This window comes from Herbaspirillum sp. GW821-FHT09A12 (assembly GCF_059418325.1).
Genome location: NZ_JBWKPR010000017.1, coordinates 1 through 22,215 on the forward strand (window position 1 = coordinate 1; position 22,215 = coordinate 22,215).

At 60.0% G+C, this 22,215-nt stretch carries 36 protein-coding genes; 35 read left to right on the plus strand and 1 reads right to left on the minus strand.

Annotation, left to right across the window (positions count from 1 at the left end):
* The 33 genes from AC07N6_RS22665 to AC07N6_RS22825 all read left to right on the plus strand — a co-directional run.
* On the plus strand, positions 1–77 hold a 77-nt coding region (locus tag AC07N6_RS22665; RefSeq protein WP_494783518.1), incomplete at its 5' end, for an EF-Tu C-terminal domain-related protein.
* Between the two features lie 81 nt (positions 78–158).
* A complete protein-coding gene (rpsJ, locus tag AC07N6_RS22670; protein ID WP_006464935.1) occupies positions 159–476 on the plus strand; it encodes a 30S ribosomal protein S10 in 318 nt (105 codons plus the stop codon).
* A gap of 159 nt (positions 477–635) precedes the next feature.
* Positions 636–1,307, plus strand: a complete 672-nt coding sequence (gene rplC, locus AC07N6_RS22675) for a 50S ribosomal protein L3 (protein ID WP_174525384.1) — start codon at positions 636–638, stop codon at positions 1,305–1,307.
* 3 nt (positions 1,308–1,310) lie between these two features.
* Entirely contained in the window at positions 1,311–1,931 is a 621-nt protein-coding gene (gene rplD, locus AC07N6_RS22680; RefSeq protein ID WP_050469959.1) for a 50S ribosomal protein L4, read from the plus strand.
* Positions 1,928–2,245: a 50S ribosomal protein L23 gene (rplW, locus tag AC07N6_RS22685; RefSeq protein WP_050469957.1), complete on the plus strand. Its 318-nt coding sequence runs from the start codon at positions 1,928–1,930 to the stop codon at positions 2,243–2,245. Before rplD ends, rplW begins: the two co-directional genes overlap by 4 nt.
* Positions 2,245–3,072 carry a 50S ribosomal protein L2 gene (gene rplB / locus AC07N6_RS22690; RefSeq protein WP_050469955.1) on the plus strand — a complete coding sequence of 276 codons (828 nt, stop codon included), beginning with the start codon at positions 2,245–2,247 and terminating at the stop codon, positions 3,070–3,072. Before rplW ends, rplB begins: the two co-directional genes overlap by 1 nt.
* Before the next feature lie 10 nt (positions 3,073–3,082).
* Positions 3,083–3,358, plus strand: coding sequence for a 30S ribosomal protein S19 (rpsS, locus tag AC07N6_RS22695; RefSeq protein WP_050461705.1), 276 nt, complete (start codon positions 3,083–3,085; stop codon positions 3,356–3,358).
* 6 nt (positions 3,359–3,364) lie between these two features.
* Positions 3,365–3,697, plus strand: a complete 333-nt coding sequence (rplV, locus tag AC07N6_RS22700; protein ID WP_174525383.1) for a 50S ribosomal protein L22 — start codon at positions 3,365–3,367, stop codon at positions 3,695–3,697.
* Positions 3,698–3,706: 9 nt separating this feature from the next.
* Positions 3,707–4,522 carry a 30S ribosomal protein S3 gene (gene rpsC / locus AC07N6_RS22705; RefSeq protein ID WP_050469953.1) on the plus strand — a complete coding sequence of 272 codons (816 nt, stop codon included), beginning with the start codon at positions 3,707–3,709 and terminating at the stop codon, positions 4,520–4,522.
* Between the two features lie 2 nt (positions 4,523–4,524).
* On the plus strand, positions 4,525–4,944 hold the full coding sequence (gene rplP / locus AC07N6_RS22710) for a 50S ribosomal protein L16 (RefSeq protein ID WP_050469952.1): 420 nt from the start codon (positions 4,525–4,527) through the stop codon (positions 4,942–4,944).
* A gap of 13 nt (positions 4,945–4,957) precedes the next feature.
* A complete protein-coding gene (rpmC, locus tag AC07N6_RS22715; protein WP_141917787.1) occupies positions 4,958–5,152 on the plus strand; it encodes a 50S ribosomal protein L29 in 195 nt (64 codons plus the stop codon).
* Positions 5,149–5,421, plus strand: a complete 273-nt coding sequence (rpsQ, locus tag AC07N6_RS22720; protein ID WP_494783517.1) for a 30S ribosomal protein S17 — start codon at positions 5,149–5,151, stop codon at positions 5,419–5,421. Before rpmC ends, rpsQ begins: the two co-directional genes overlap by 4 nt.
* 196 nt (positions 5,422–5,617) lie before the next feature.
* Positions 5,618–5,986, plus strand: coding sequence for a 50S ribosomal protein L14 (gene rplN / locus AC07N6_RS22725; protein WP_006464924.1), 369 nt, complete (start codon positions 5,618–5,620; stop codon positions 5,984–5,986).
* 9 nt (positions 5,987–5,995) lie between these two features.
* Positions 5,996–6,310, plus strand: coding sequence for a 50S ribosomal protein L24 (rplX, locus tag AC07N6_RS22730; protein WP_050469945.1), 315 nt, complete (start codon positions 5,996–5,998; stop codon positions 6,308–6,310).
* Positions 6,311–6,315: 5 nt separating this feature from the next.
* Positions 6,316–6,855: a 50S ribosomal protein L5 gene (rplE, locus tag AC07N6_RS22735; RefSeq protein ID WP_494783516.1), complete on the plus strand. Its 540-nt coding sequence runs from the start codon at positions 6,316–6,318 to the stop codon at positions 6,853–6,855.
* 7 nt (positions 6,856–6,862) lie between these two features.
* On the plus strand, positions 6,863–7,168 hold the full coding sequence (rpsN, locus tag AC07N6_RS22740) for a 30S ribosomal protein S14 (RefSeq protein ID WP_050469942.1): 306 nt from the start codon (positions 6,863–6,865) through the stop codon (positions 7,166–7,168).
* 14 nt (positions 7,169–7,182) lie between these two features.
* Positions 7,183–7,578 (plus strand): 30S ribosomal protein S8, encoded by a 396-nt coding sequence (gene rpsH / locus AC07N6_RS22745; RefSeq protein WP_050469940.1) that lies wholly within the window; start codon positions 7,183–7,185, stop codon positions 7,576–7,578.
* A 10-nt stretch (positions 7,579–7,588) separates the two neighbouring features.
* A complete protein-coding gene (rplF, locus tag AC07N6_RS22750; protein WP_494783515.1) occupies positions 7,589–8,122 on the plus strand; it encodes a 50S ribosomal protein L6 in 534 nt (177 codons plus the stop codon).
* Between the two features lie 12 nt (positions 8,123–8,134).
* On the plus strand, positions 8,135–8,497 hold the full coding sequence (rplR, locus tag AC07N6_RS22755) for a 50S ribosomal protein L18 (RefSeq protein ID WP_050469965.1): 363 nt from the start codon (positions 8,135–8,137) through the stop codon (positions 8,495–8,497).
* 11 nt (positions 8,498–8,508) lie between these two features.
* Positions 8,509–9,027, plus strand: a complete 519-nt coding sequence (gene rpsE / locus AC07N6_RS22760; RefSeq protein WP_050469934.1) for a 30S ribosomal protein S5 — start codon at positions 8,509–8,511, stop codon at positions 9,025–9,027.
* A gap of 10 nt (positions 9,028–9,037) precedes the next feature.
* Entirely contained in the window at positions 9,038–9,217 is a 180-nt protein-coding gene (gene rpmD, locus AC07N6_RS22765) for a 50S ribosomal protein L30 (protein WP_050469963.1), read from the plus strand.
* Positions 9,218–9,243: 26 nt separating this feature from the next.
* Positions 9,244–9,678: a 50S ribosomal protein L15 gene (rplO, locus tag AC07N6_RS22770; RefSeq protein ID WP_141917799.1), complete on the plus strand. Its 435-nt coding sequence runs from the start codon at positions 9,244–9,246 to the stop codon at positions 9,676–9,678.
* A 19-nt stretch (positions 9,679–9,697) separates the two neighbouring features.
* Positions 9,698–11,029, plus strand: a complete 1,332-nt coding sequence (secY, locus tag AC07N6_RS22775) for a preprotein translocase subunit SecY (RefSeq protein ID WP_494783514.1) — start codon at positions 9,698–9,700, stop codon at positions 11,027–11,029.
* 31 nt (positions 11,030–11,060) lie between these two features.
* A complete protein-coding gene (gene infA / locus AC07N6_RS22780) occupies positions 11,061–11,279 on the plus strand; it encodes a translation initiation factor IF-1 (RefSeq protein ID WP_005663428.1) in 219 nt (72 codons plus the stop codon).
* 39 nt (positions 11,280–11,318) lie between these two features.
* Positions 11,319–11,432, plus strand: a complete 114-nt coding sequence (rpmJ, locus tag AC07N6_RS22785) for a 50S ribosomal protein L36 (protein ID WP_006464913.1) — start codon at positions 11,319–11,321, stop codon at positions 11,430–11,432.
* A gap of 28 nt (positions 11,433–11,460) precedes the next feature.
* Positions 11,461–11,826 (plus strand): 30S ribosomal protein S13, encoded by a 366-nt coding sequence (gene rpsM, locus AC07N6_RS22790; protein ID WP_040501720.1) that lies wholly within the window; start codon positions 11,461–11,463, stop codon positions 11,824–11,826.
* Between the two features lie 43 nt (positions 11,827–11,869).
* Positions 11,870–12,274, plus strand: coding sequence for a 30S ribosomal protein S11 (gene rpsK / locus AC07N6_RS22795; protein ID WP_050469922.1), 405 nt, complete (start codon positions 11,870–11,872; stop codon positions 12,272–12,274).
* A gap of 197 nt (positions 12,275–12,471) precedes the next feature.
* Entirely contained in the window at positions 12,472–13,095 is a 624-nt protein-coding gene (gene rpsD, locus AC07N6_RS22800) for a 30S ribosomal protein S4 (RefSeq protein WP_050469921.1), read from the plus strand.
* A 105-nt stretch (positions 13,096–13,200) separates the two neighbouring features.
* Positions 13,201–14,178, plus strand: coding sequence for a DNA-directed RNA polymerase subunit alpha (locus AC07N6_RS22805; protein WP_050469919.1), 978 nt, complete (start codon positions 13,201–13,203; stop codon positions 14,176–14,178).
* A 174-nt stretch (positions 14,179–14,352) separates the two neighbouring features.
* Positions 14,353–14,748, plus strand: coding sequence for a 50S ribosomal protein L17 (gene rplQ, locus AC07N6_RS22810; RefSeq protein ID WP_494783513.1), 396 nt, complete (start codon positions 14,353–14,355; stop codon positions 14,746–14,748).
* Positions 14,749–15,019: 271 nt separating this feature from the next.
* Positions 15,020–15,367, plus strand: coding sequence for a divalent-cation tolerance protein CutA (gene cutA, locus AC07N6_RS22815; RefSeq protein WP_494783512.1), 348 nt, complete (start codon positions 15,020–15,022; stop codon positions 15,365–15,367).
* 24 nt (positions 15,368–15,391) lie between these two features.
* On the plus strand, positions 15,392–17,200 hold the full coding sequence (gene dsbD / locus AC07N6_RS22820; protein ID WP_494783511.1) for a protein-disulfide reductase DsbD: 1,809 nt from the start codon (positions 15,392–15,394) through the stop codon (positions 17,198–17,200).
* Between the two features lie 135 nt (positions 17,201–17,335).
* Positions 17,336–17,974, plus strand: coding sequence for a peroxiredoxin (locus tag AC07N6_RS22825; protein WP_494783510.1), 639 nt, complete (start codon positions 17,336–17,338; stop codon positions 17,972–17,974).
* Between the two features lie 78 nt (positions 17,975–18,052).
* Here AC07N6_RS22825 and AC07N6_RS22830 read toward each other — a convergent pair whose 3' ends face one another.
* The gene (locus AC07N6_RS22830) at positions 18,053–19,003 is read right to left on the minus strand and encodes a LysR substrate-binding domain-containing protein (RefSeq protein ID WP_494783509.1); all 951 of its coding nucleotides are present in this window, start codon (positions 19,001–19,003) and stop codon (positions 18,053–18,055) included.
* A gap of 205 nt (positions 19,004–19,208) precedes the next feature.
* On the opposite strand from AC07N6_RS22830, the gene gbd reads away from it, so the two are divergent.
* Positions 19,209–20,348, plus strand: a complete 1,140-nt coding sequence (gene gbd / locus AC07N6_RS22835) for a 4-hydroxybutyrate dehydrogenase (RefSeq protein ID WP_494783508.1) — start codon at positions 19,209–19,211, stop codon at positions 20,346–20,348.
* 139 nt (positions 20,349–20,487) lie between these two features.
* On the plus strand, positions 20,488–22,077 hold the full coding sequence (locus tag AC07N6_RS22840; RefSeq protein WP_494783507.1) for an aldehyde dehydrogenase (NADP(+)): 1,590 nt from the start codon (positions 20,488–20,490) through the stop codon (positions 22,075–22,077).
* Positions 22,078–22,215 lie beyond the last annotated feature (138 nt).

Genomic DNA, 22,215 nt, shown 5'->3' on the forward strand with positions numbered 1-22,215 from the left:
AAGAAGGTCTGCGTTTCGCTATCCGTGAAGGCGGTCGTACCGTCGGCGCCGGCGTCGTCGCCAAGATCATCGACTAATTGTCGGGTCGCAATACCTGTAGCAATTTTTACCATCGCCGGGGATGATCCCATCCCCGGTTCGTTCTTTAAAGGAAAATCATGTCGGTTCCTAGCCAAAAAATCCGTATTCGCCTGAAAGCATTCGACTATCGTCTGATCGACCAGTCCGCACTGGAAATCGTCGACACCGCCAAGCGTACCGGCGCTGTCGTCAAGGGCCCGGTTCCCCTGCCGACCCGCATCCAGCGCTTTGACGTCCTGCGTTCGCCGCACGTCAACAAGACTTCGCGCGACCAGTTCGAAATCCGTACCCATCAGCGCCTGATGGATATCGTCGATCCGACTGACAAGACGGTTGATGCATTGATGAAGCTGGATCTGCCTGCTGGCGTTGACGTAGAAATCAAGCTGCAATAAACGCTGAAATAACGCAGGAACTGTTGGGAAAGCGCACAACTTGAGGTTGTGCGCTGTTTTTTTTCGGGCTATAATGCTCGGCTTCGATGTGGATTTTGCGTCTGCAAGTCCGCAATTATTGGTAGTACGAACATCAGCCCCGCCCAATCGCAGGCGGGAATGGAGAAAACAATGAGCCTGGGCCTTGTTGGTCGCAAGGTTGGTATGATGCGCATCTTCACGGAAGATGGGGATTCGATCCCTGTGACCGTGCTGGACGTGTCCAACAACCGCGTGACACAAATCAAAACGCCTGAAGTGGATGGTTATTCCGCTGTTCAGGTGACCTTCGGTCAACGTCGCGCTTCCCGCGTGACCAAAGCCGCTGCTGGTCATTACGCCAAAGCTGGCGTTGAGGCCGGTACCGTTCTCAAAGAATTCCGAGTTGACGCCGCCAAGGCTGCCGAATTGAAGGCAGGCGAAGTGGTTGGCATCGACGGTCTGTTCGAAGCCGGTCAGAAAGTGGACGTCCAAGGCGTCTCGATCGGTAAGGGCTACGCCGGTACCATCAAGCGTTACAACTTCGCATCGGGTCGTGCCTCCCACGGTAACTCGCGCTCGCACAATGTTCCTGGCTCCATCGGTATGGCGCAGGATCCGGGTCGCGTGTTTCCTGGCAAGCGCATGACTGGTCACATGGGTGACGTCACCACTACCGTGCAAAACCTGGAAATCGCTCGCGTTGACGCTGAGCGCCAGCTGCTGCTGGTCAAGGGTGCTGTCCCCGGTGCCAAGAACGGTCAAGTGATCGTTTCTCCGGCAGTCAAAGTCAAAGCGAAGAAGGGGGCCTAATCAATGGAACTGAAGCTCCTGAATGACCAAGGTCAAGCTGCTTCGAACGTCGCCGCACCGGATACCATTTTCGGTCGCGACTACAACGAAGCCCTGATCCACCAGGTCGTGGTTGCCTACCAAGCGAATGCTCGCAGCGGCAACCGCAAGCAAAAGGATCGTGAAGAAGTCAGTCACACCACCAAGAAGCCTTGGCGCCAAAAGGGTACCGGCCGCGCACGCGCCGGTATGTCCTCGTCGCCGTTGTGGCGCGGTGGTGGTCGCATCTTCCCGAACTCGCCCGACGAAAACTTCACGCACAAGGTCAACAAGAAGATGTATCGCGCAGGCGTCTGCTCGATCCTCTCCCAGTTGGCACGCGAAGGCCGCCTGTCGGTCGTCGAGAATTTCGCCGTCGAAGCGCCGAAGACAAAGCTGTTGTCCCAGAAGCTGAAGGGCATGGGCCTGGATTCGGTGCTCGTGATCACCGACAGCCTGGACGAGAACCTGCTGCTGGCATCCCGCAATCTGCCGGGCGTGCTGGTGGTTGAGCCGCGTCAAGCTGATCCCGTGTCGCTGGTGTACTTCAAGAATATCTTGATCACCAAGTCGGCTCTGGCAAAGATTGAGGAGTTGCTGGCATGAACGCAATCGTGAAACATAGCGAAGAGCGCCTGATGAAGGTGCTGCTGGCGCCGGTCATCTCTGAAAAGGCAACCTTCGTGGCCGAGAAGAACGAGCAAGTCGTCTTCCTGGTCGCCAAGGACGCAACCAAGCTGGAAGTCAAGGCTGCTGTCGAACTGCTGTTCAAGGTGGAAGTTGAGTCCGTGCAAGTGGCAAACCGTCAGGGCAAGCAAAAGCGCTCGGGCAAGACCATGGGCCGTCGCAACCACACCCGTCGCGCATTCGTCAGCCTGAAGCCGGGTCAAGAGATCAACTTCACCGAGGAGGCTAAATAATGGCACTCGTAAAAGTTAAGCCGACCTCGCCCGGCCGGCGCGGTATGGTCAAGGTCGTTAATCCCGACCTGTACAAGGGCCGTCCGCTGGCATCGCTGGTCGAAAAGAAGTCCAAGACCGCTGGCCGCAACAACAACGGTCACATCACTACCCGCCACATCGGCGGTGGCCATAAGCAGCACTACCGCGTTGTCGACTTCCGTCGCAACAAGGATGGTATTCCTGCCAAGGTCGAGCGTATCGAATACGACCCGAACCGTACCGCGCACATCGCACTGCTGTGCTACGCGGACGGCGAGCGCAAGTACATCATCGCTCCCAAGGGCTTGACCGTGGGTGACTCGCTGATCAGCGGCGCGGAAGCGCCGATCAAGTCGGGCAACACCCTGCCGATCCGCAACATCCCGGTCGGCACCACCATCCACTGCGTGGAAATGCTGCCAGGCAAGGGCGCCCAAATCGCTCGTACCGCCGGCGCTGCCGTGGTGCTGATGGCGCGTGAAGGCACCTACGCTCAGGTTCGCCTGCGTTCCGGTGAAGTGCGTCGCGTTCACATCGAATGCCGCGCCACTGTCGGTGAAGTCGGCAACGGCGAGCACAACCTGCGTAAGATCGGCAAGGCCGGTGCGACGCGTTGGCGCGGTATCCGCCCGACCGTTCGTGGCGTGGTCATGAACCCGGTCGATCACCCGCACGGTGGTGGTGAAGGTAAGACTGCGGCTGGCCGTCACCCGGTTTCGCCGTGGGGTCAGCAGACCAAGGGCAAGAAGACTCGTAGCAACAAGCGTACGACTTCGATGATTGTCTCGCGTCGCGGCAAGAAATAAGGGATAAAACATGACACGTTCATTGAAAAAAGGTCCGTTCTGCGACGCGCATCTGGTGAAAAAGGTGGAAACCGCCCAGGCGACAAAGGACAAGAAGCCGATCAAGACCTGGTCGCGTCGTTCGACCATCATGCCGGACTTCATCGGCCTGACGATCGCGGTGCATAACGGCAAGCAGCACGTGCCGGTCTATGTGTCGGAAAACATGGTTGGTCACAAGCTCGGCGAATTCGCGCTGACCCGTACGTTCAAGGGTCACGCTGCCGATAAGAAGGCTAAGAAATAAGGTCCTATGATGGAAACTAAAGCTACTCTGCGCGGTGTGCACCTGTCGGCCCAGAAGGGCCGTCTGGTCGCAGACCTGATCCGCGGTAAACAAGTTGATCAAGCACTGAATATCTTGGCTTTCAGCCCCAAAAAGGGCGCGGCGATCATCAAGAAGGTTCTGGAGTCCGCAATCGCGAACGCCGAACACAATGATGGCGCTGACATTGACGAGCTGAAGGTCAAGACCATTTATGTGGAAAAGGGTGCGGTCCTCAAGCGCTTCACAGCGCGTGCAAAGGGCCGTGGTGATCGTATTTCCAAGCAATCGTGTCACATCTACGTGACCGTCGGAAACTAAGGAGTCACGATGGGACAGAAGATTCATCCAACCGGTTTCCGTCTGGCGGTTACACGTAACTGGGGCTCGCGCTGGTATGCAGGCAATAACAATTTTGCCGACATGCTCAACGAGGACCTGAAGGTCCGTGCTTACCTGAAGAAGAAACTGAAGAACGCTTCGGTTGGCCGCGTCGTGATCGAGCGTCCGGCGAAGAACGCCCGCATCACCATTTACAGCTCCCGTCCGGGCGTTGTGATCGGCAAGAAGGGCGAGGACATCGAAGTGCTGAAGACCGCACTGGCCAAGCTGATGGGCGTGCCCGTGCACGTCAACATCGAAGAAATCCGCAAGCCGGAAGCCGATGCCCAGCTGATCGCCGATTCGATCTGCCAGCAGCTGGAAAAGCGCATCATGTTCCGCCGCGCCATGAAGCGTGCGATGCAGAACGCCATGCGCCTGGGTGCACAAGGCATCAAGATCATGTCGTCGGGCCGTCTGAACGGCATCGAAATCGCCCGTACCGAATGGTACCGCGAAGGCCGTGTGCCCCTGCACACCCTGCGTGCCGATATCGACTACGGTTTTGGCGAAGCTGAAACCACCTACGGCATCATCGGCGTCAAGGTGTGGGTCTACAAGGGCGATCGCCTGGCAAACGGCGAAGCTCCGGTGCTGGTCGGCGAACTGGAAGACGACAAGAAGCGTCGTGGTCCGCGTCGTGACGACGGCAAGCCGGGTGCTCGTCCCCGCTCGAAGACTGGCGCTCCTGGCGCCGGCGCGAAGCGCGGTGGACGTCCTCAAGCTGCCGATGCCGGTGTGTCGGCTGAGAAAGCAGGAGAATAATCATGCTGCAACCAGCACGTAGAAAATATCGTAAAGAACAAAAGGGTCGTAATACCGGCATTTCGCATACCCGCGGAACCGCCGTGTCGTTCGGCGACTTTGGTCTGAAGGCAGTCGGCCGTGGCCGTCTTACCGCCCGTCAGATCGAAGCCGCACGTCGCGCGATGACCCGTCACATCAAGCGCGGTGGCCGTATCTGGATCCGCGTGTTCCCGGACAAGCCGATTTCCCAGAAGCCTGCTGAAGTGCGTATGGGTAACGGCAAGGGCAACCCGGAGTACTACGTGGCTGAAATCCAGCCAGGCAAGGTACTGTACGAGATGGACGGTGTTGACGAAACTCTGGCGCGCGAGGCGTTCCGTTTGGCTGCTGCCAAATTGCCGCTGTCGACGACTTTCGTTGTTCGTCAAGTCGGTCAATAATTAGGAGCGGAACATGAAAGCATCTGAACTCCGCGGTAAGGACAAGGCATCGTTGGAAAAAGAACTGGGCGAGTTGTTGAAGGCCCAGTTCAGCCTGCGCATGCAAATTGCAACCCAGCAACTGAACAATACCGCACAGCTGAAGAAAGTACGTCGCGACATCGCGCGTGTGAAAACTGTGATCAACTCGAAGGATGGTCAACAATGAACGATCAAGTGAAACAAGCGCTCAAGCGCACGCTGATTGGCAAAGTTGTGTCCGACAAGATGGACAAGACTGTTACCGTCCTGATCGAGCGTCACGTCAAGCACCCGCTGTACGGCAAGATCATCGTGCGTACCAAGAAGTACCACGCACATGACGAGCTGAACACGGCCAAGGCCGGCGACACTGTCGAAATCCAGGAAGGCCGTCCGGTCTCCAAGACCAAAGCCTGGACCGTGACACGCGTTGTACAAGAAGCACAAATCGTCTAAGTAGTTAAGTAGTCCTTGCGCGCTCGATATTATGCTGCCATAATATCGAGCTCTCCTCTTGCTGTGCCATGCCTGCAAGAAGAGCCAAAAAAAGTAGCTAAATTCGTCCCCTAACTAGCGAGTTCGCTTGCTAACAGGACCAAGACTGACCGCTTCGGCATTGTGCAAAGCGGATTAAGTTGGGAAAGAAAATATCATGATTCAAACTGAAAGCCGGCTCGAAGTGGCCGACAACACTGGTGCGCGCGAAGTCCTGTGCATCAAGGTCTTGGGTGGTTCCAAGCGCCGCTATGCGGGCATTGGCGACGTGATCAAGGTTACTGTTAAGAGCGCAGCTCCGCGTGGTCGCGTCAAAAAAGGTGAAATTTATAACGCTGTCGTCGTGCGCACCGCCAAGGGTGTCCGTCGTCAGGATGGTTCCCTGGTCAAGTTCGATGGTAATGCAGCTGTCCTGCTGAACGCTAAGCTCGAGCCGATCGGCACCCGTATCTTTGGGCCGGTGACTCGTGAGCTGCGTACGGAGCGCTTCATGAAGATCGTCTCCCTGGCGCCTGAAGTTCTGTAAGGAGTGGTCATGACAAAGATTCGTAAAAACGATGAAGTCATCGTGTTGACCGGCAAAGACAAGGGCAAGCGCGGTGTCGTGGCTGCTCGCGTCAGCGCCGATTACGTCATTGTGGAAGGCGTCAACGTCGCTAAGAAGGCAACCCGCCCGAACCCGATGACTGGTGCAACTGGCGGCATCGTCGATAAGCTGATGCCAATTCATGTGTCCAACGTTGCGTTGTTCAACGCAGCTAGCGGCAAGGCAGATCGTGTGGCTTACAAGGAAGTGGACGGCAAGAAAGTCCGCGCCTACAAGTCGAGCGGCGAAGTCGTTAAGGTTTAATCATCATGGCACGTCTTCAACAGTTCTATAAAGATAAAGTCGTTGCTGACCTGACTACGAAGTATTCGTACAAGTCGGCAATGGAAGTTCCGCGCATCCTGAAGATCACCCTGAACATGGGTCTGTCGGAAGCGGTTGCGGACAAGAAAATCATCGAGCACGCAGTGGGCGATCTGACCAAGATCGCCGGCCAGAAGCCGGTGGTGACCAAGGCGCGTAAGGCGATCGCGGGTTTCAAGATCCGTGAAGGTTACCCCATCGGTTGCATGGTGACCCTGCGTGGCGCGCGCATGTACGAATTCCTGGATCGTCTGATCACCGTGGCCCTGCCGCGCGTGCGTGACTTCCGTGGCGTGTCGGGTCGTGCGTTCGACGGTCGTGGCAACTACAACATCGGCGTGAAAGAGCAGATCATTTTCCCCGAAATCGAGTACGACAAGATCGATGCGCTGCGTGGCATGAATATCAGTATCACCACGACTGCAAAGACCGACGACGAAGCGAAAGCGCTCCTCGCCGCATTTAAATTCCCGTTCAGAAACTGAGGATGCCATGGCAAAACTGGCACTGATTAACCGTGAACAAAAGCGCGCCGCACTGGTGAAGAAGTATGCCGCCAAGCGCGCCGAGTTGAAGGCCGTTATCGACGACCAATCGAAGTCGGAAGAAGAGCGTTACGAAGCTCGCCTGAAGCTGCAGGCGTTGCCGCGTAATTCGGCTCCGACTCGTCAGCGCAATCGTTGCGCACTGACAGGCCGTCCCCGTGGTACTTTCCGCAAGTTCGGATTGGGCCGTATCAAGGTCCGTGAAATCGCCATGCGCGGCGAAATCCCGGGTTTGACCAAAGCTAGCTGGTAATAGGAGAAGAAGCAATGAGTATGAGCGATCCTATCGCCGATATGCTGACCCGTATCCGCAATGCGCAAGGTGTGAACAAGACTACCGTCGTCATGCCGTCTTCCAAAGTGAAGATCGCCATTGCCAACGTCCTCAAGGACGAGGGTTATATCGAAGATTTCGCCGTTGTTGCCGCTGAAGGCAAGGCTGAATTGAAAATCGGTTTGAAGTATTACGCCGGCCGTCCGGTCATCGAGCGCCTGGAGCGCGTGTCCCGTCCGGGTCTGCGCATCTACAAGGGCAAGGATGATATCCCGAACGTCATGAACGGCCTGGGCGTGGCGATTGTGTCCACCCCGCGCGGCGTGATGACTGACCGCAAAGCACGCGCAACCGGTGTCGGTGGCGAAGTGATTTGCTACGTGGCCTAAGGAGTGCAAGATGTCTCGTGTAGGTAAAATGCCTGTTGCACTGCCGAATGGCGCGGAAGCGATCATCACTGCAGCGCAAATCACCGTCAAGGGCCCGCTGGGCTCGCTGACGCAGCCGCTGACCGACAAGGTCAAGGTGGCAAACAACAATGGCTCGCTGAGCTTCGAAGTGGCTGATGACAGCCGTGAAGCGAATGCGATGTCGGGCACCCTGCGTGCTCTGGTCAACAACATGGTCAACGGCGTCACCAAGGGCTTCGAAAAGAAGCTGAACCTGGTCGGCGTGGGTTTCCGTGCTCAAGCACAAGGCGACAAGCTGAACCTGTCGCTGGGCTTCTCGCACCCCATCGTTCACCAGATGCCGGCAGGTATCAAGGTTGAGACTCCAACCCAGACCGAAATCCTGATCAAGGGTATCGATCGTCAGGTGGTTGGCCAGGTCGCCGCAGAAATTCGCGCGTACCGCGAACCCGAACCCTATAAGGGCAAGGGTGTTCGCTACGCTGACGAAGTGGTGACGCTCAAAGAAACCAAGAAGAAGTAATAGGGGTTGATGATGGATAAGAAACAATCTCGTCTGCGCCGTGCGACGCAAACTCGCGCCAAGATCGCAGAACTGAAGGTCAATCGCCTGGCCGTGCATCGCACCAATACGCACATTTACGCCAGCGTCATCGGTCCTGATGCAAACGTGCTGGCTTCGGCCTCCACCCTGGAAGCGGAAGTCCGCGCCCAGCTGGCTGGCCAGTCGGGCAAGGGCGGCAACGCCGCTGCCGCGGCATTGATCGGCAAGCGCGTTGCGGAAAAGGCCCTGAAGGCTGGTGTGACCGAAGTCGCATTCGACCGTTCGGGTTTCCGTTATCACGGTCGCGTCAAGGCGTTGGCTGAAGCTGCGCGTGAAGCCGGCCTGAAGTTCTAAGGATAATCATCATGGCAAAAATGCAATCGAAAACGCAAAGCGACAAGCCTGATGACGGCATGCGCGAAAAAATGATCGCGGTCAATCGCGTCACCAAGGTGGTGAAGGGCGGCCGTATCATGGGTTTCGCTGCGCTGGCAGTGGTTGGTGACGGCGATGGCCGCATCGGCATGGGCAAGGGCAAGTCGAAGGAAGTGCCTGTCGCCGTGCAGAAGGCAATGGAAGAAGCCCGTCGCAAGATGATCAAGGTCACCTTGAAGAACGGCACTCTGCATCACACCGTGGTCGGCAAGCATGGCGCATCGTCGGTTCTGATGTCGCCTGCCAAGGACGGTACCGGCGTGATCGCCGGCGGCCCGATGCGCGCGATCTTCGAAGTGATGGGCGTGACCAACGTGGTGGCCAAGTCGACCGGTTCGACCAACCCCTACAACATGGTGCGTGCCACCCTCGACGGTCTGTCGAAGATGAACACTCCGGCTGAAGTTGCTGCCAAGCGCGGCAAGTCGGTCGAAGAAATCCTGGGCTAAGGTGATTCAGATGGCTAACACAATCAAAGTCAAGCTGGTCAAGGGTCTGATCGGTACTCGTCAGGACCACCGCGCAACCGTGCGCGGTCTGGGTCTGCGTCGCGTCAACTCGGTTGCCGAGCTGGAAGACACCCCATCGGTGCGCGGCATGATCAACAAAGTGTCCTATCTTGTGAAAGTGGTGTCGTAAGCGTCAGCTTGCGAACGGAGCGAATCATGCAATTAAACACAATCCAACCCGCAGAAGGCGCAAAGCACTACAAGCGTCGCGTCGGTCGTGGTATCGGTTCGGGCCTGGGCAAGACTGCCGGCCGCGGCCACAAGGGTCAGAAATCGCGTTCGGGCGGTTTCCACAAGGTCGGTTTCGAAGGCGGCCAGATGCCTCTGCAACGTCGTTTGCCCAAGCGCGGCTTCAAGTCGCTGGCAACGCCGTACAAGGCTGAAGTGCGCCTGTCGGATCTGGAAAAACTGCCCGTCGCCGAGATCGATGTGCTGGCACTCAAGCAAGCCGGCCTCGTGTCGGAACTGGCTCGTGTCGTGCGTATCATCAAGGCTGGCGAATTGACCAAGAAGGTAACCGTCAAGGGCCTGATCGCTACCAAGGGTGCCAAGGCTGCAATTGAAGCCGCTGGCGGTTCTGTTGGCGAGTGATCCGGGCTCGGAGCATTAATTGGCAACTACTCCTCAAATAGCGAAAGGCGCCGCCAAAGGCTTCCCGTGGGGCCGTTTGTGGTTCCTGCTGGGAGCGTTGATCGTCTATCGCATCGGTGCGCATATCCCGGTTCCGGGTATCGATCCGACGCAGCTGGCTCAATTGTTCAAGCAGAACCAGGGCGGCATCCTGGGCATGTTCAACATGTTCTCCGGTGGTGCTCTGTCGCGTTTCACGATCTTCGCACTGGGGATCATGCCGTACATCTCGGCATCGATCATCATGCAGCTGCTGTCGGTGGTTTCGCCGCAGCTGGAGGCGTTGAAGAAAGAGGGTGAAGCCGGTCGTCGCAAGATCACGCAGTACACGCGTTACGGCACCCTGGTGCTGGCGACGTTCCAGGCGCTGGGTATCGCCGTGGCGCTGGAATCGCAAGCCGGCCTGGTGCTGGATCCGGGCCTGGCGTTTCGCCTGACCACCATGGTGACGCTGATTACCGGCACGATGTTCCTGATGTGGCTGGGTGAGCAGATTACCGAGCGTGGTCTGGGCAACGGCATCTCGATCATCATCTTCGCTGGTATCGCGGCCGGTTTGCCGAATGCGCTGGGCGGTTTGTTCGAGCTGGTTCGTACGGGTTCGATGAGCGCCTTGTCGGCGATCCTGATTTGCGTGATCGTGGCGCTGGTGACTTTCCTGGTGGTGTTCATTGAACGCGGCCAGCGCAAGATCCTGGTGAACTATGCCAAGCGTCAGGTCGGCAACAAGATCTACGGCGGCCAAAGCAGCCATTTGCCGCTGAAGCTGAACATGGCAGGCGTGATCCCGCCGATCTTCGCATCGTCGATCATCCTGTTCCCGGCGACGATCACCAGCTGGTTTACGTCGGGCGACACCACCAATCCCTTCATTCGTTTCCTGAAGGATCTGGCGGCATCGATGGCGCCGGGCGAGCCGATCCATGCTCTGTTGTATGCGGCGGCAATTGTGTTCTTCTGCTTTTTCTATACCGCGCTGGTGTTCAACAGCAAGGAAACGGCAGATAACCTGAAGAAGAGTGGTGCATTTGTTCCGGGTATCCGCCCGGGCGACCAGACGGCGCGTTACATCGACAAGATCCTGATGCGTCTGACACTGGCTGGTGCGGTCTATATCACGCTGGTCTGTCTGTTGCCCGAGTTCCTGATCGCCCGCTGGAAAGTGCCGTTCTACTTTGGTGGCACATCGCTGTTGATCATCGTGGTCGTGACCATGGACTTCATGGCCCAAGTGCAGAATTATGTAATGTCGCAGCAGTACGAATCGTTGCTTCGCAAGGCTAATTTCAAAGGCGGCATGACTCCGCGTTAAGCGGGCCCGGTTCCAATGGAAGAAGACGGGAATGGCAAAAGACGATGTTATTCAGATGCAAGGCGAGATTCTGGAAAATCTCCCTAACGCGACATTCAGGGTTAAGTTGGAAAACGGGCATGTTGTACTCGGCCATATTTCCGGGAAGATGCGGATGAACTATATCCGCATCCTGCCAGGCGATAAGGTAACGGTGGAACTGACGCCTTACGATTTGAGCCGGGCACGTATCGTGTTCCGTACCAAGTAACAGTGAATAGAACCTAGTATTGAAAGAAAGAGGGCCACAATGAAAGTGCTCGCATCAGTGAAGCGGATCTGCCGCAACTGCAAAATCATCAAGCGCAATGGCGTCGTTCGTGTGATCTGCACCGAACCCCGCCACAAGCAGCGCCAAGGTTAACTTAACGTTATTGATCGAGGAATAACGCATGGCACGTATTGCAGGGGTCAACATCCCCAACCATCAGCACACCGTGATCGGCTTGACCGCCATCTATGGTATTGGCCGTCCGCGCGCAGAAGACATCTGTGTCGCAACCGGCGTTCCGACCAACAAGAAGGTCAAGGACCTGGACGATAACGAGCTGGAAAAGCTGCGTGACGAAATCGCCAAGTTCGTCGTGGAAGGCGATCTGCGTCGTGAGTTGTCCATGAACATCAAGCGTTTGATGGACCTGGGCTGCTACCGCGGTCTGCGTCACCGTCGTGGTCTGCCGGTGCGTGGCCAACGTACCCGTACCAATGCCCGCACTCGCAAGGGTCCGCGCAAGGCCGCTCAATCGCTGAAGAAATAATCCCGGCAGGCGCTAGTCACTGGTCGGATTCAAGGAAATCATTATGGCAAAGTCCCCCAACAACGCAGCAGCATCGCGTGTTCGCAAGAAAGTAAAGAAGAACGTTGCTGAAGGCATCGCGCACGTTCACGCTTCGTTCAACAACACCATCATCACGATCACCGATCGTCAAGGCAATGCCTTGTCGTGGGCGACTTCGGGTGGTGCTGGCTTCAAGGGTTCGCGCAAGTCGACTCCGTTCGCTGCCCAGGTCGCTGCTGAAACAGCCGGCAAGGTCGCGATCGAATGCGGCATCAAGAACCTGGAAGTGCGTATCAAGGGCCCGGGCCCTGGCCGTGAATCCGCCGTGCGCGCCTTGAACAACCTGGGCATCAAGATCACCCAGATCCAGGACGTGACTCCTGTTCCGCACAACGGCTGCCGTCCGCCGAAGCGCCGCCGCATCTAAGTTGTACGCATTTATGTAGTATAATCTTGCGCTTTGCGGGATTCGGCTGAAAAGCCCTCGCGAAACGCCGGAAACCACCCGCCAATGACCTTGGCGGGTTTTGTTCTTAAGACCACTGTCTGATCCTGCGCATTTTTGCGTATGCAGATCAGACTAGCGTCCGGCTGTACGGGACGTCATTCAATAAAGGAAATACTGTGGCACGTTATATCGGACCAAAAGCAAAACTCTCCCGCCGCGAAGGCACCGACCTGTTCCTGAAGAGCGCACGCCGCTCGCTGGATTCCAAGTGCAAGCTGGATTCCAAACCAGGCCAGCACGGCCGTACTTCGGGCGCCCGCACCTCCGACTACGGCAACCAGCTGCGCGAAAAGCAGAAGGTCAAGCGCATGTACGGCGTCCTCGAGCGTCAGTTCCGCCGCTACTTCGCTGAAGCCGACCGTCGCAAGGGCAACACCGGCGAAAACCTGCTGAAGCTGCTGGAATCGCGCCTGGACAACGTCGTCTACCGCATGGGCTTCGGCTCGACCCGCGCTGAAGCGCGTCAGCTGGTTTCGCACAAGGCACTGACCGTCAACGGTATCGTCGTCAACATCGCTTCCTACTCGGTCAAGGCCGGCGACGTCGTCGCCATCCGCGAAAAGGCCAAGAAGCAAGTGCGTATCGCTGAAGCCCTGTCGCTGGCTGAGCAATCCGGTTTCCCGTCGTGGGTTTCCGTCGATGCCAAGAAGCTGGAAGCGACCTTCAAGTCGTCGCCGGACCGTACCGAAATCGCCAATGACGTCAACGAATCGCTGATCGTCGAATTGTATTCGCGTTAATCCGTAGCACTCAGTATCTCCGTGCCCACCATCAGGTGGGCATTTTTCCGAACTGCCATCAGCCTTATCGGCGTAACGAGCCGAGGGTATTGAAAAGGACATTTCATGCAAAACAGTTTGTTGAAGCCCCGCATCATCGAAGTTGAAGCAATCGCTCCCGGTCACGCCAAGGTCGTGATGGAGCCGTTCGAGCGCGGTTACGGTCACACCCTGGGCAACGCGCTGCGTCGCGTGCTGCTGTCGACCATGACCGGCTATGCGCCGACCGAAGTCACCATCGCCGGCGTTGTCCATGAGTATTCCTCGCTGGACGGCGTGCAAGAAGACGTGGTCGACATCCTGCTGAACCTGAAGGGCGTGGTTTTCAAGCTGCACAACCGTGACGAAGTCACCCTGACCCTGAAGAAGGAAGGCGAAGGCGTGGTGCTGGCGTCGGATATCGACCTGCCGCACGATGTCGAGCTGATCAATCCGGATCACGTGATCGCCAATCTGACCGCCGGCGGCAAGCTGGACATGCAGATCAAGGTCGAGAAGGGCCGCGGCTACGTGCCGGGCAACGTTCGCCGCCTGTCGGAAGACACCAACAAGACCATCGGTCGCATCATCCTGGACGCATCGTTCTCGCCTGTGCGCCGCGTTTCCTACGCCGTCGAATCGGCGCGTGTGGAACAGCGTACCGACCTGGACAAGCTGGTCATGAACATCGAGACCAACGGCGTCATCACTCCGGAAGAAGCGATCCGCCAGTCGGCCCGCGTGCTGGTTGACCAACTGAACGTGTTCGCCGCCCTGGAAGGCACCGAAGCGACCGCCGAAGCGCCGTCGCGCGCACCGCAGGTCGATCCGATCCTGCTGCGTCCGGTCGACGACCTGGAGCTGACCGTGCGTTCGGCAAACTGCCTGAAGGCCGAGAACATCTACTACATCGGCGACCTGATCCAGCGCAGCGAAAACGAATTGCTCAAGACCCCGAACCTGGGTCGCAAGTCGTTGAACGAAATCAAGGAAGTCCTGGCTTCGCGTGGCCTGACCCTGGGCATGAAGCTGGAAAACTGGCCGCCTGCCGGCCTGGAGAAGTAATTCTGATGCTAACGGCCGGCGAGTATTTCAGCCGGCCGTAGCGGCAAGAAATAAAGCAGTACCTGTTGTTCATTCGTTTGTTTTTCGTCATTTACCGGTCCGCGAGCGGGTCAGCCAAGCTGGCTTTGCCGATAGAAGAACTGGATCAAAACTGTTATCTGAAAGGAAATCATCATGCGTCACCGTCACGGTCTCCGTAAACTGAATCGTACTTCGTCCCACCGTCTGGCAATGCTGCGCAACATGACCGTTTCGCTGCTGCGCCACGAAGCCATCAAGACCACCCTGCCGAAGGCCAAGGAACTGCGTCGCGTCGTCGAGCCGATCCTGACCCTGGGCAAGACCGACACCCTGGCCAACAAGCGCCTGGCATTCAACCGCCTGCGCGACCGCGAGATCGTCGGCAAGCTGTTCTCCGAACTGGGCCCGCGCTACGCTACCCGTAACGGCGGCTACCTGCGCATCCTGAAGATGGGTTTCCGTCAAGGCGACAACGCTCCGATGGCATTCGTCGAGCTGCTCGACCGTCCGGAAGTCAGCGACGATGCAGAAGTCCAGATTGCCGAATAATTTCGGTTGTCACAGCAAAAAAAGCCAGGCATTGCCTGGCTTTTTTGTTTTTGCGGCGGCGGGATGAGCCTGCCGCAAGCCGATACCTTGCCATTGCTGTCGATGGTGATGGCGTCGTCTTGTCCGGGATGGCGGCACGCCAGCCGCAGATGTGGTTGAATATGGGGCCGCATCCGTCGCGCAGCGCCACCTTGTCATCAGCGGCATGCCCCTTTATACGCAAGCGCCACACCTCGCCATCGCCGGGCAAGCATGGCAAAGGACAGCAGACATGACATCATCCTTATTGAACCAGCCGCTGCTGGTGCTGACCAATGTACCTGAGCAGGAGCTGGCGCAATCCCTGGCGCGTGCGCTGGTGGACGGGGGGCTGGCCGCCTGCGTCAACATCCTGGCGCCGGTGGCGTCGGTGTACCGCTGGCAAGGCCAGGTGGAACACGCCACGGAGATCCCGCTGCTGATCAAGACCACAGAGGCACGCTATGAGGAAGTGGAGCGGGCGATCTGCCGCGCCCATCCTTACGATGTGCCGGAGATCGTCGCGCTGCCGATCACGGCCGGCTTGCCGGCATATCTGGCGTGGATACGGGAAGAGACCGGCAAGCCCCTGCGTGTCTGACATGAAGAACCCAATTTGAGCCGCATGAACAAAACCGAGAACCGCTTTTACCGCAGCCTGCATCGCCTGCTGAGAAACATCCTTTGCCTGCTGCCGCTGGCCGCGCTGCTGTCATTGAACCCGGCCCGTGCCGCCGATGACTACCTGCCGCCGGAACAGGCCTTCCAGCTCAGCGCGCGCATGCTGGATGCCGCCACGCTGGAGCTGAGCTACCGGATCGCCGACGGCTATTACATGTACCGCGACCGCTTCCATTTCAGCGCCGAAGGGGCGACGCTGGGCGAGCCGCAATTCCCGCATGGCGTGGTCAAGTACGACGAGAATTTCCAGAAAGAGGTCGAGACCTATCACCAGGCGGTGACGGCGCGCATCCCGGTGTCGGGCGCTGCCGGCCCGTTCATCGTCAATGCGGTGTCGCAGGGCTGCGCCGACAAGGGCTTGTGCTATCCGCCGATGACGCTGAAAGTGAACCTGTCGCCGCAGGCAATCGGCACCGTGGTGCGGGCCGGCAGCGCCAGCGATACCGGTGACAAGATAGCGTCGGCCGGCGGCGCCGATGTCGATGGCATCGCCGCGGTGCTCAAGGGCGGCAAGCTGTGGAGCATTCTCTCGCTGTTCTTCATCCTCGGCATCGGCTTGTCGTTCACGCCTTGCGTGCTGCCGATGGTGCCCATCCTGTCTTCCATTATCGTCGGCCAGCAAGGGACGGTTGCAGCAGGCCGGGGACGCGCCCGCAGCTTCCTGCTGTCGGTCGATTACGCGCTGGGCATGGCGCTGGTCTACACGGCGCTGGGCGTGGCGGCGGGCATGCTGGGCGAAGGCTTGTCGGCTTATCTGCAGAATCCCTGGATCCTGGGCGCCTTCGCGCTGCTGATGGCCGGCCTGGCCTTATCCATGTTCGATGTCTATCAATTGCAAGTGCCGGCCGCGCTGCAGTCGAAACTGTCGAGCGCTTCCGGCGGCGGCAGCGGCACATGGGTGGGCGTGTTCCTGATGGGCGCCATTTCCGCATTGATCGTCGGCCCTTGCGTGGCCGCCCCCCTGGCCGGCGCGTTGCTGTATATCAGCCAGAGCGGCAACCTGGTGCTGGGCGGCAGCGCATTGTTCGCCATGGCGCTGGGCATGAGCGTGCCATTGTTGCTGATCGGCGCTTCCGCCGGCGCATTGCTGCCGCGCGCCGGCGCCTGGATGGATGCCGTCAAGCGTTTCTTCGGCGTGCTGATGCTGGGCACCGCGCTGTGGATGGTGGCGCCGGTGATCCCGGCCTGGCTGCAGGTTGCCGGATGGGCCGCGCTCGGCATCGGCTATGGCGCCTATCTGCTGTGGTCGCGTCCGGCAGGCTGGCTGGCGCGCGCCTTCGGCCTGGCGTTCGCCGCGCTGGGATTGCTGCAGCTGGTCAGCGTGGCCACCGGCGGGCGCGATCCGCTGGCGCCGTTGGCGCATCTGGCCGCGCAAGGGGCAACTGCCGCGCACACGGAGTTCGTGCGGGTGCGCTCATCGGCCGAGCTGGACGCCGCGCTGGCGCAAAATGCCCGTGGCGAGCGCCGGCCGGTGATGCTGGACTTCTATGCCGACTGGTGCGTCTCCTGCAAGGAGATGGAACGCTTCACCTTCACCGACGCGCGCGTGAAGGAACGCTTCAGCCGGATGTTGCTGCTGCAGATCGATGTCACCGCCAATAACGCCGACGACCGCGCCATGCTCAGGCGCTTCAGCCTGTTCGGGCCGCCGGGCATCATGTTCTTCAATGGCGACGGCAAGGAGCAGGCCGGCAAGCGCGTCATCGGCTACCAGGATGCCGACCGTTTCCTGGCGGTATTGCAGGGCTTGTAAGGAAGTTTCGGACGTAGGGAGATCATCATTGCGCCACGTTATTTGGTTACGTCTTAATAATTGTTGGACGAAGCCATCGCGCAAGCTATAGTCAACCTTCTCTTTTCCCCCTCACCCTCGAACAAGGAGACCGTTATGACACTGCGTCTGGGCGATACCGCGCCGGATTTCGAGCAAGAATCCTCGATCGGCAAGATCAAATTCCACGACTGGGCGGGCGATTCCTGGGTCGTGCTGTTTTCCCATCCGGCCGATTTCACGCCGGTCTGCACCACCGAACTGGGCCTGACCGCCAAGCTCAAGCCGGAGTTCGACAAGCGCAACGTCAAGGCCATCGCGCTGTCGGTGGACGGCGCCGAGGCCCACCAGCAATGGATCAAGGACATCGAGGAAACCCAGCAGACCGTGGTCGGTTTCCCCATCGTGGCCGACGTCGACAAGAAGGTTGCCGGCCTGTACGACATGATCCACCCGAACCAGTCCGAAACCGCCACCGTGCGCTCGCTGTTCGTGATCGATCCGAAGAAGAAAGTGCGCCTGATCATCACCTACCCGATGAGCACCGGCCGCAACTTCGACGAAGTGCTGCGCGTGCTCGACGCTCTGCAACTGACCGACGGCTACACCGTGGCCACCCCGGGCAACTGGAAGGACGGCGACGACGTGATCATCCCGCTGTCGGTCAAGGATGAGGAAGTGATCAAGCAAAAGTACCCGAAGGGCTACAAGTCGCCGCGCCCTTACCTGCGCATCACCCCGCAGCCGAACAAGTAAGCCGTTCGTTTCACGCGGACAAGAAAACGCTCCTTCGGGAGCGTTTTTTCATTGGAGGATGCATGCGTCCCAGGCAGCTCATGCGTCCGGGGACGGGGTGAGCGCCTGCGCGAAATCCTCGATGAACAGCCGCGCCACCGGCGACAGCTGGGTGCCGTGGCGCGTCACCAGCTGGTAGGGCTCGCTGCGCGTGTGCAACTGCAGCGGCAGGATGCGGGTCATGCCGAAGCGGGTGCAGAACTGCGCCACGTCGACCGACAGCAGCGCCACGAAATGCGGGTTCTTCTGCAGCAGCGAGAGCGTGGTGAAGGCCGAGGTGGTTTCCATCAGGTGCAGCGGAAAGCGCAGGTCGGCGTCGTGGAATTCGCGCTCCAGCGAGACCCGCATCGGCATGTTGGCCGAATACACCACCCAGCGCGAATCGGCCAGGTCTGACAGCTGCAACTCTTGCGCATGCGCCAGCGGATGGTTCACGCTGGCCACGACCGCCAGCTCTTCATCATGGATATTGAAGGCGTCGTACAGGTGCGGGCGCTGGCTGATGCTGGTGCGGCAGATCGCCATGTCCAGCCGGCCCTGGTCCAGCAGGCGCAACAGGCGCGCGCTGGTGTCTTCGACGATTTCCACCGACAGCGAGGGCCGCTTTTCCAGCAGGCGCGTCAGCGCATCGGTCAACAATGGCACTGCGCCCATGATGGTGCCCACCGCCAGCCGTCCGCCATTGCCTTGCATGATCGACAGCATTTCCTCGCGCAGATGGGTCAGGTCGGTCTGGATCAACCGCGCATAGCGGATCACGCAATGGCCCAGCTCGGTCGGCTCCAGCCCGCGGTTGGTGCGTACGAACAGTTGCGCGCCGAGGGTGCTTTCGATTTCCTGCAAGGCCTTGCTGGCGCCCGGTTGGGTCAGGGCGACCTGTTCGGCCGCCTTGAGCAGCGAACCGTGGTCCGACAAGGCGATCAGCAGGCGCAACTGGCGCAGGTGCAGGCGCGAGGTGATCGACGCGAGCGAGGGCAGGGAGGTTTGCATGGCGGTGGTGGAGTCGGGAAAGCCTCAGTATGACTGTTGGTTATACCCATATCAACACCTCTCATTAGTCAAAGCGCCCGCATTGGCTTAGAGTCTGGCTTTCCAAACCAAGGCCGCAACGGGGAAAACGGATCAATATCCGGATTCCCGCCGGGCCGTGGGCCAATCGGCCCTTGGTCTGATATCTATAAATCAAGGCTATGTGATGGCACTCATCAATTACATTACCCAGGTCCAGTTCGACTACGGCGCGCTGTCGCTCTTGCAGCAGGAATGCGAGCGCATCGGCATCAAGAAGCCGCTGGTGGTCACCGACATGGGCATCCGCAACGCCGGTATCCTGGCCAAGGTACTGGGCCAGTTGAAGGACGGCGCGGCCGTCCCGGTGTTCGACCAGACGCCGCCCAACCCGAACGAAGGCGCGGTGCGCGCGGCCGTGGCGCTGTTCCGCGCAGCCGGCTGCGACGGTATCGTGGCGGTGGGCGGCGGTTCCTCGATCGACCTGGCCAAGGGCGTGGCCGTATGCGGTACGCACGAAGGCCCGTTGAAATCCTTCGCGCTGATCGAAGGCGGCCTGGCCAACATCACCGCCAAGACCGCGCCGGTGATCGCCATCCCGACCACCGCCGGCACCGGCAGCGAAGTCGGCCGCGGCGCCATCCTGATCCTGGACGACGGCCGCAAGGTCGGCGTGCTGTCGCCGTTCATCGTGCCCAAGGTCGCCATCTGCGACCCGGAACTGACGCTCGGCCTGCCGCCGCTGATGACCGCGGCCACCGGCATGGACGCCATCGCCCACTGCCTGGAAACCTTCATGGCGCCCGCCTTCAACCCGCCCGCCGACGGCATCGCGCTCGATGGCCTGTGGCGCGCCTGGGCGCATATCGAACGCGCCACCAAGGAGCCGGGCGACCGCGAGGCGCGCCTGAACATGATGAGCGCCTCGATGCAGGGCGCGATGGCGTTCCAGAAGGGGCTGGGCTGCGTGCACAGCCTGTCGCACTCGCTGGGCGGCATCAATCCCAAGCTGCACCATGGCACCCTGAACGCCATCTTCCTGCCGGCCATCATCGCTTTCAACGAAAGCGCCGAGACCATGCTCAAGGACAACAAGATGGCGCGCATGGCGCATGCCATGGGATTGAAGGACGGCGCCGCGATCGGCCCGGCCATCAAGGAGATGAGCCGCCGCCTGGGCTTGCCTGCCGGTTTGGGCGAGCTGGGCGTGAGCGCCGACATGTTCCCCAAGATCATCCAGGGCGCATTGGCCGACCACAGCCACAAGAGCAATCCGCGCGTGGCCTCGGCGCAGGATTACGAACGCATGCTGCAGCAATCCATGTGATGCAACACAATAGACCCGCGCGGCACACGCCGCGCGGGAAAATTAACCGGAACCAACCGGCCGTCCTCGCCAACACGGGGTGCGGCCCTTCGCGCGTGACCCGTCAGGGCAGCGCCAACGCACAGAGCAGGAGTACATCGTGAGCTTGAACATCCTCGGACACAACTACATCGGCGGCCAGCGCAGCGGTGAAGGCGACCTTCATCTGCACAGCATCGACGCCGCCAGCGGCGCGATCTTCGAGATTCCCTTTGTGACCGCGACCGAGAAGGAAGTGGCGGCCGCCGTCCACGCGGCGGAGAAGGCCTACCCGGCGTTTCGCGCGACCACCTCGGAGCAGCGCGCCGCCTTCCTGGACGCGATCGCCGATGAGATCGACGCGCTGGGCGACGATTTCCTCGCCGCCGTCTCGCGCGAAACCGCGCTGCCGGTCACGCCCCGCCTGGCCGGCGAACGCGGCCGCACCAGCGGCCAGATGCGCCTGTTCGCCAAGGTCCTGCGCCGCGGCGACTTCTACGGCGCCCGCATCGACACCGCGCTGCCCGAGCGCAAGCCGATGGCGCGCCCGGATATCCGCCAGTACAAGATCGGCGTGGGCCCGGTGGCCGTGTTCGGCGCCAGCAACTTCCCGCTGGCTTTCTCGGTGGCCGGCGGTGACACCGCGGCCGCGCTGGCGGCCGGCTGCCCGGTAGTGTTCAAAGCCCACACCGGCCATCTGGTCACCTCCGAAATCGTGGCCGACGCCATCGAGCGCGCCGTCAAGAAGACCGGCATGCCGGCCGGCACCTTCAACATGATCTACGGCGATCGCGTTGGCGCCCAACTGGTCAAGAGCGCCGCCATCCAGGCGGTCGGCTTCACCGGTTCGCTGCGCGGCGGCCGCGCGTTGTGCGACATGGCGGCGGCGCGTCCGCAACCGATTCCGGTGTTCGCGGAAATGTCGAGCATCAACCCCATCATCCTGATGCCCGAGGCGCTCAAGGCGCGCGGCGACGCCATCGCCAAGGATCTGGCCGGTTCCGTCACGATGGGCTGCGGCCAGCTGTGCACCAGCCCGGGCCTGCTGCTGGGCGTGAAGTCGCCGGAATTGACCGCTTTCATCGAGAAGCTGTCGGCCGCCTTCGGCGGCACCGCGCCGGCCACCATGTTGAACAGCGGCGGCCTGTCGCACTACAACAGCGGCGTGGCGCGCCTGACCCAGCTGCCCGGCGTGAAGGTCATCGCCACCGGCGGCAGCAGCTACACCCAGGCCGTGCCGCACCTGTTCAAGGCCGAGGCCGCGCTGCTGTTCTCCAAGGAAGCGCCGCTGGAAGAAGAAGTGTTCGGCCCCTCGACCGTGATCGTCGAACTGGAAAGCCGCGAACAGCTCATCGATTTCGCCGCCAACATGCACGGCCAGCTGACCGCCACGCTGCAAGCCGAGATCGGCGACCTGCAAGGCAACCAGGACCTGATCGCGCTGCTGGAACAGAAGGCCGGCCGCCTGCTGCTCAACGGTTATCCGACCGGCGTCGAAGTGTGCGACGCGATGGTTCACGGCGGCCCGTATCCGGCCACCTCGGATGCGCGCGGCACCTCGGTCGGCACGCTGGCCATCGAGCGCTTCCTGCGCCCGGTGTGCTACCAGAACTACCCCGATGCAATGCTGCCGGCGCCGCTGAAGAACGCCAACCCGCTGGGCATCACGCGCCTGGTCGATGGCGAACTGACGCGCGCCGTCCTCGGCTGACCTTCGCAAGCACGATGGCATGCGCCTCGGCGCATGCCGGCAACACCTTCTCCGCACTCGCTTGCGGAGTCGCAACAAGAACACCACGCGAGAAATCCAAACGAACCGCGGCACGACGCCGTGGCGTTCACCCAGAGG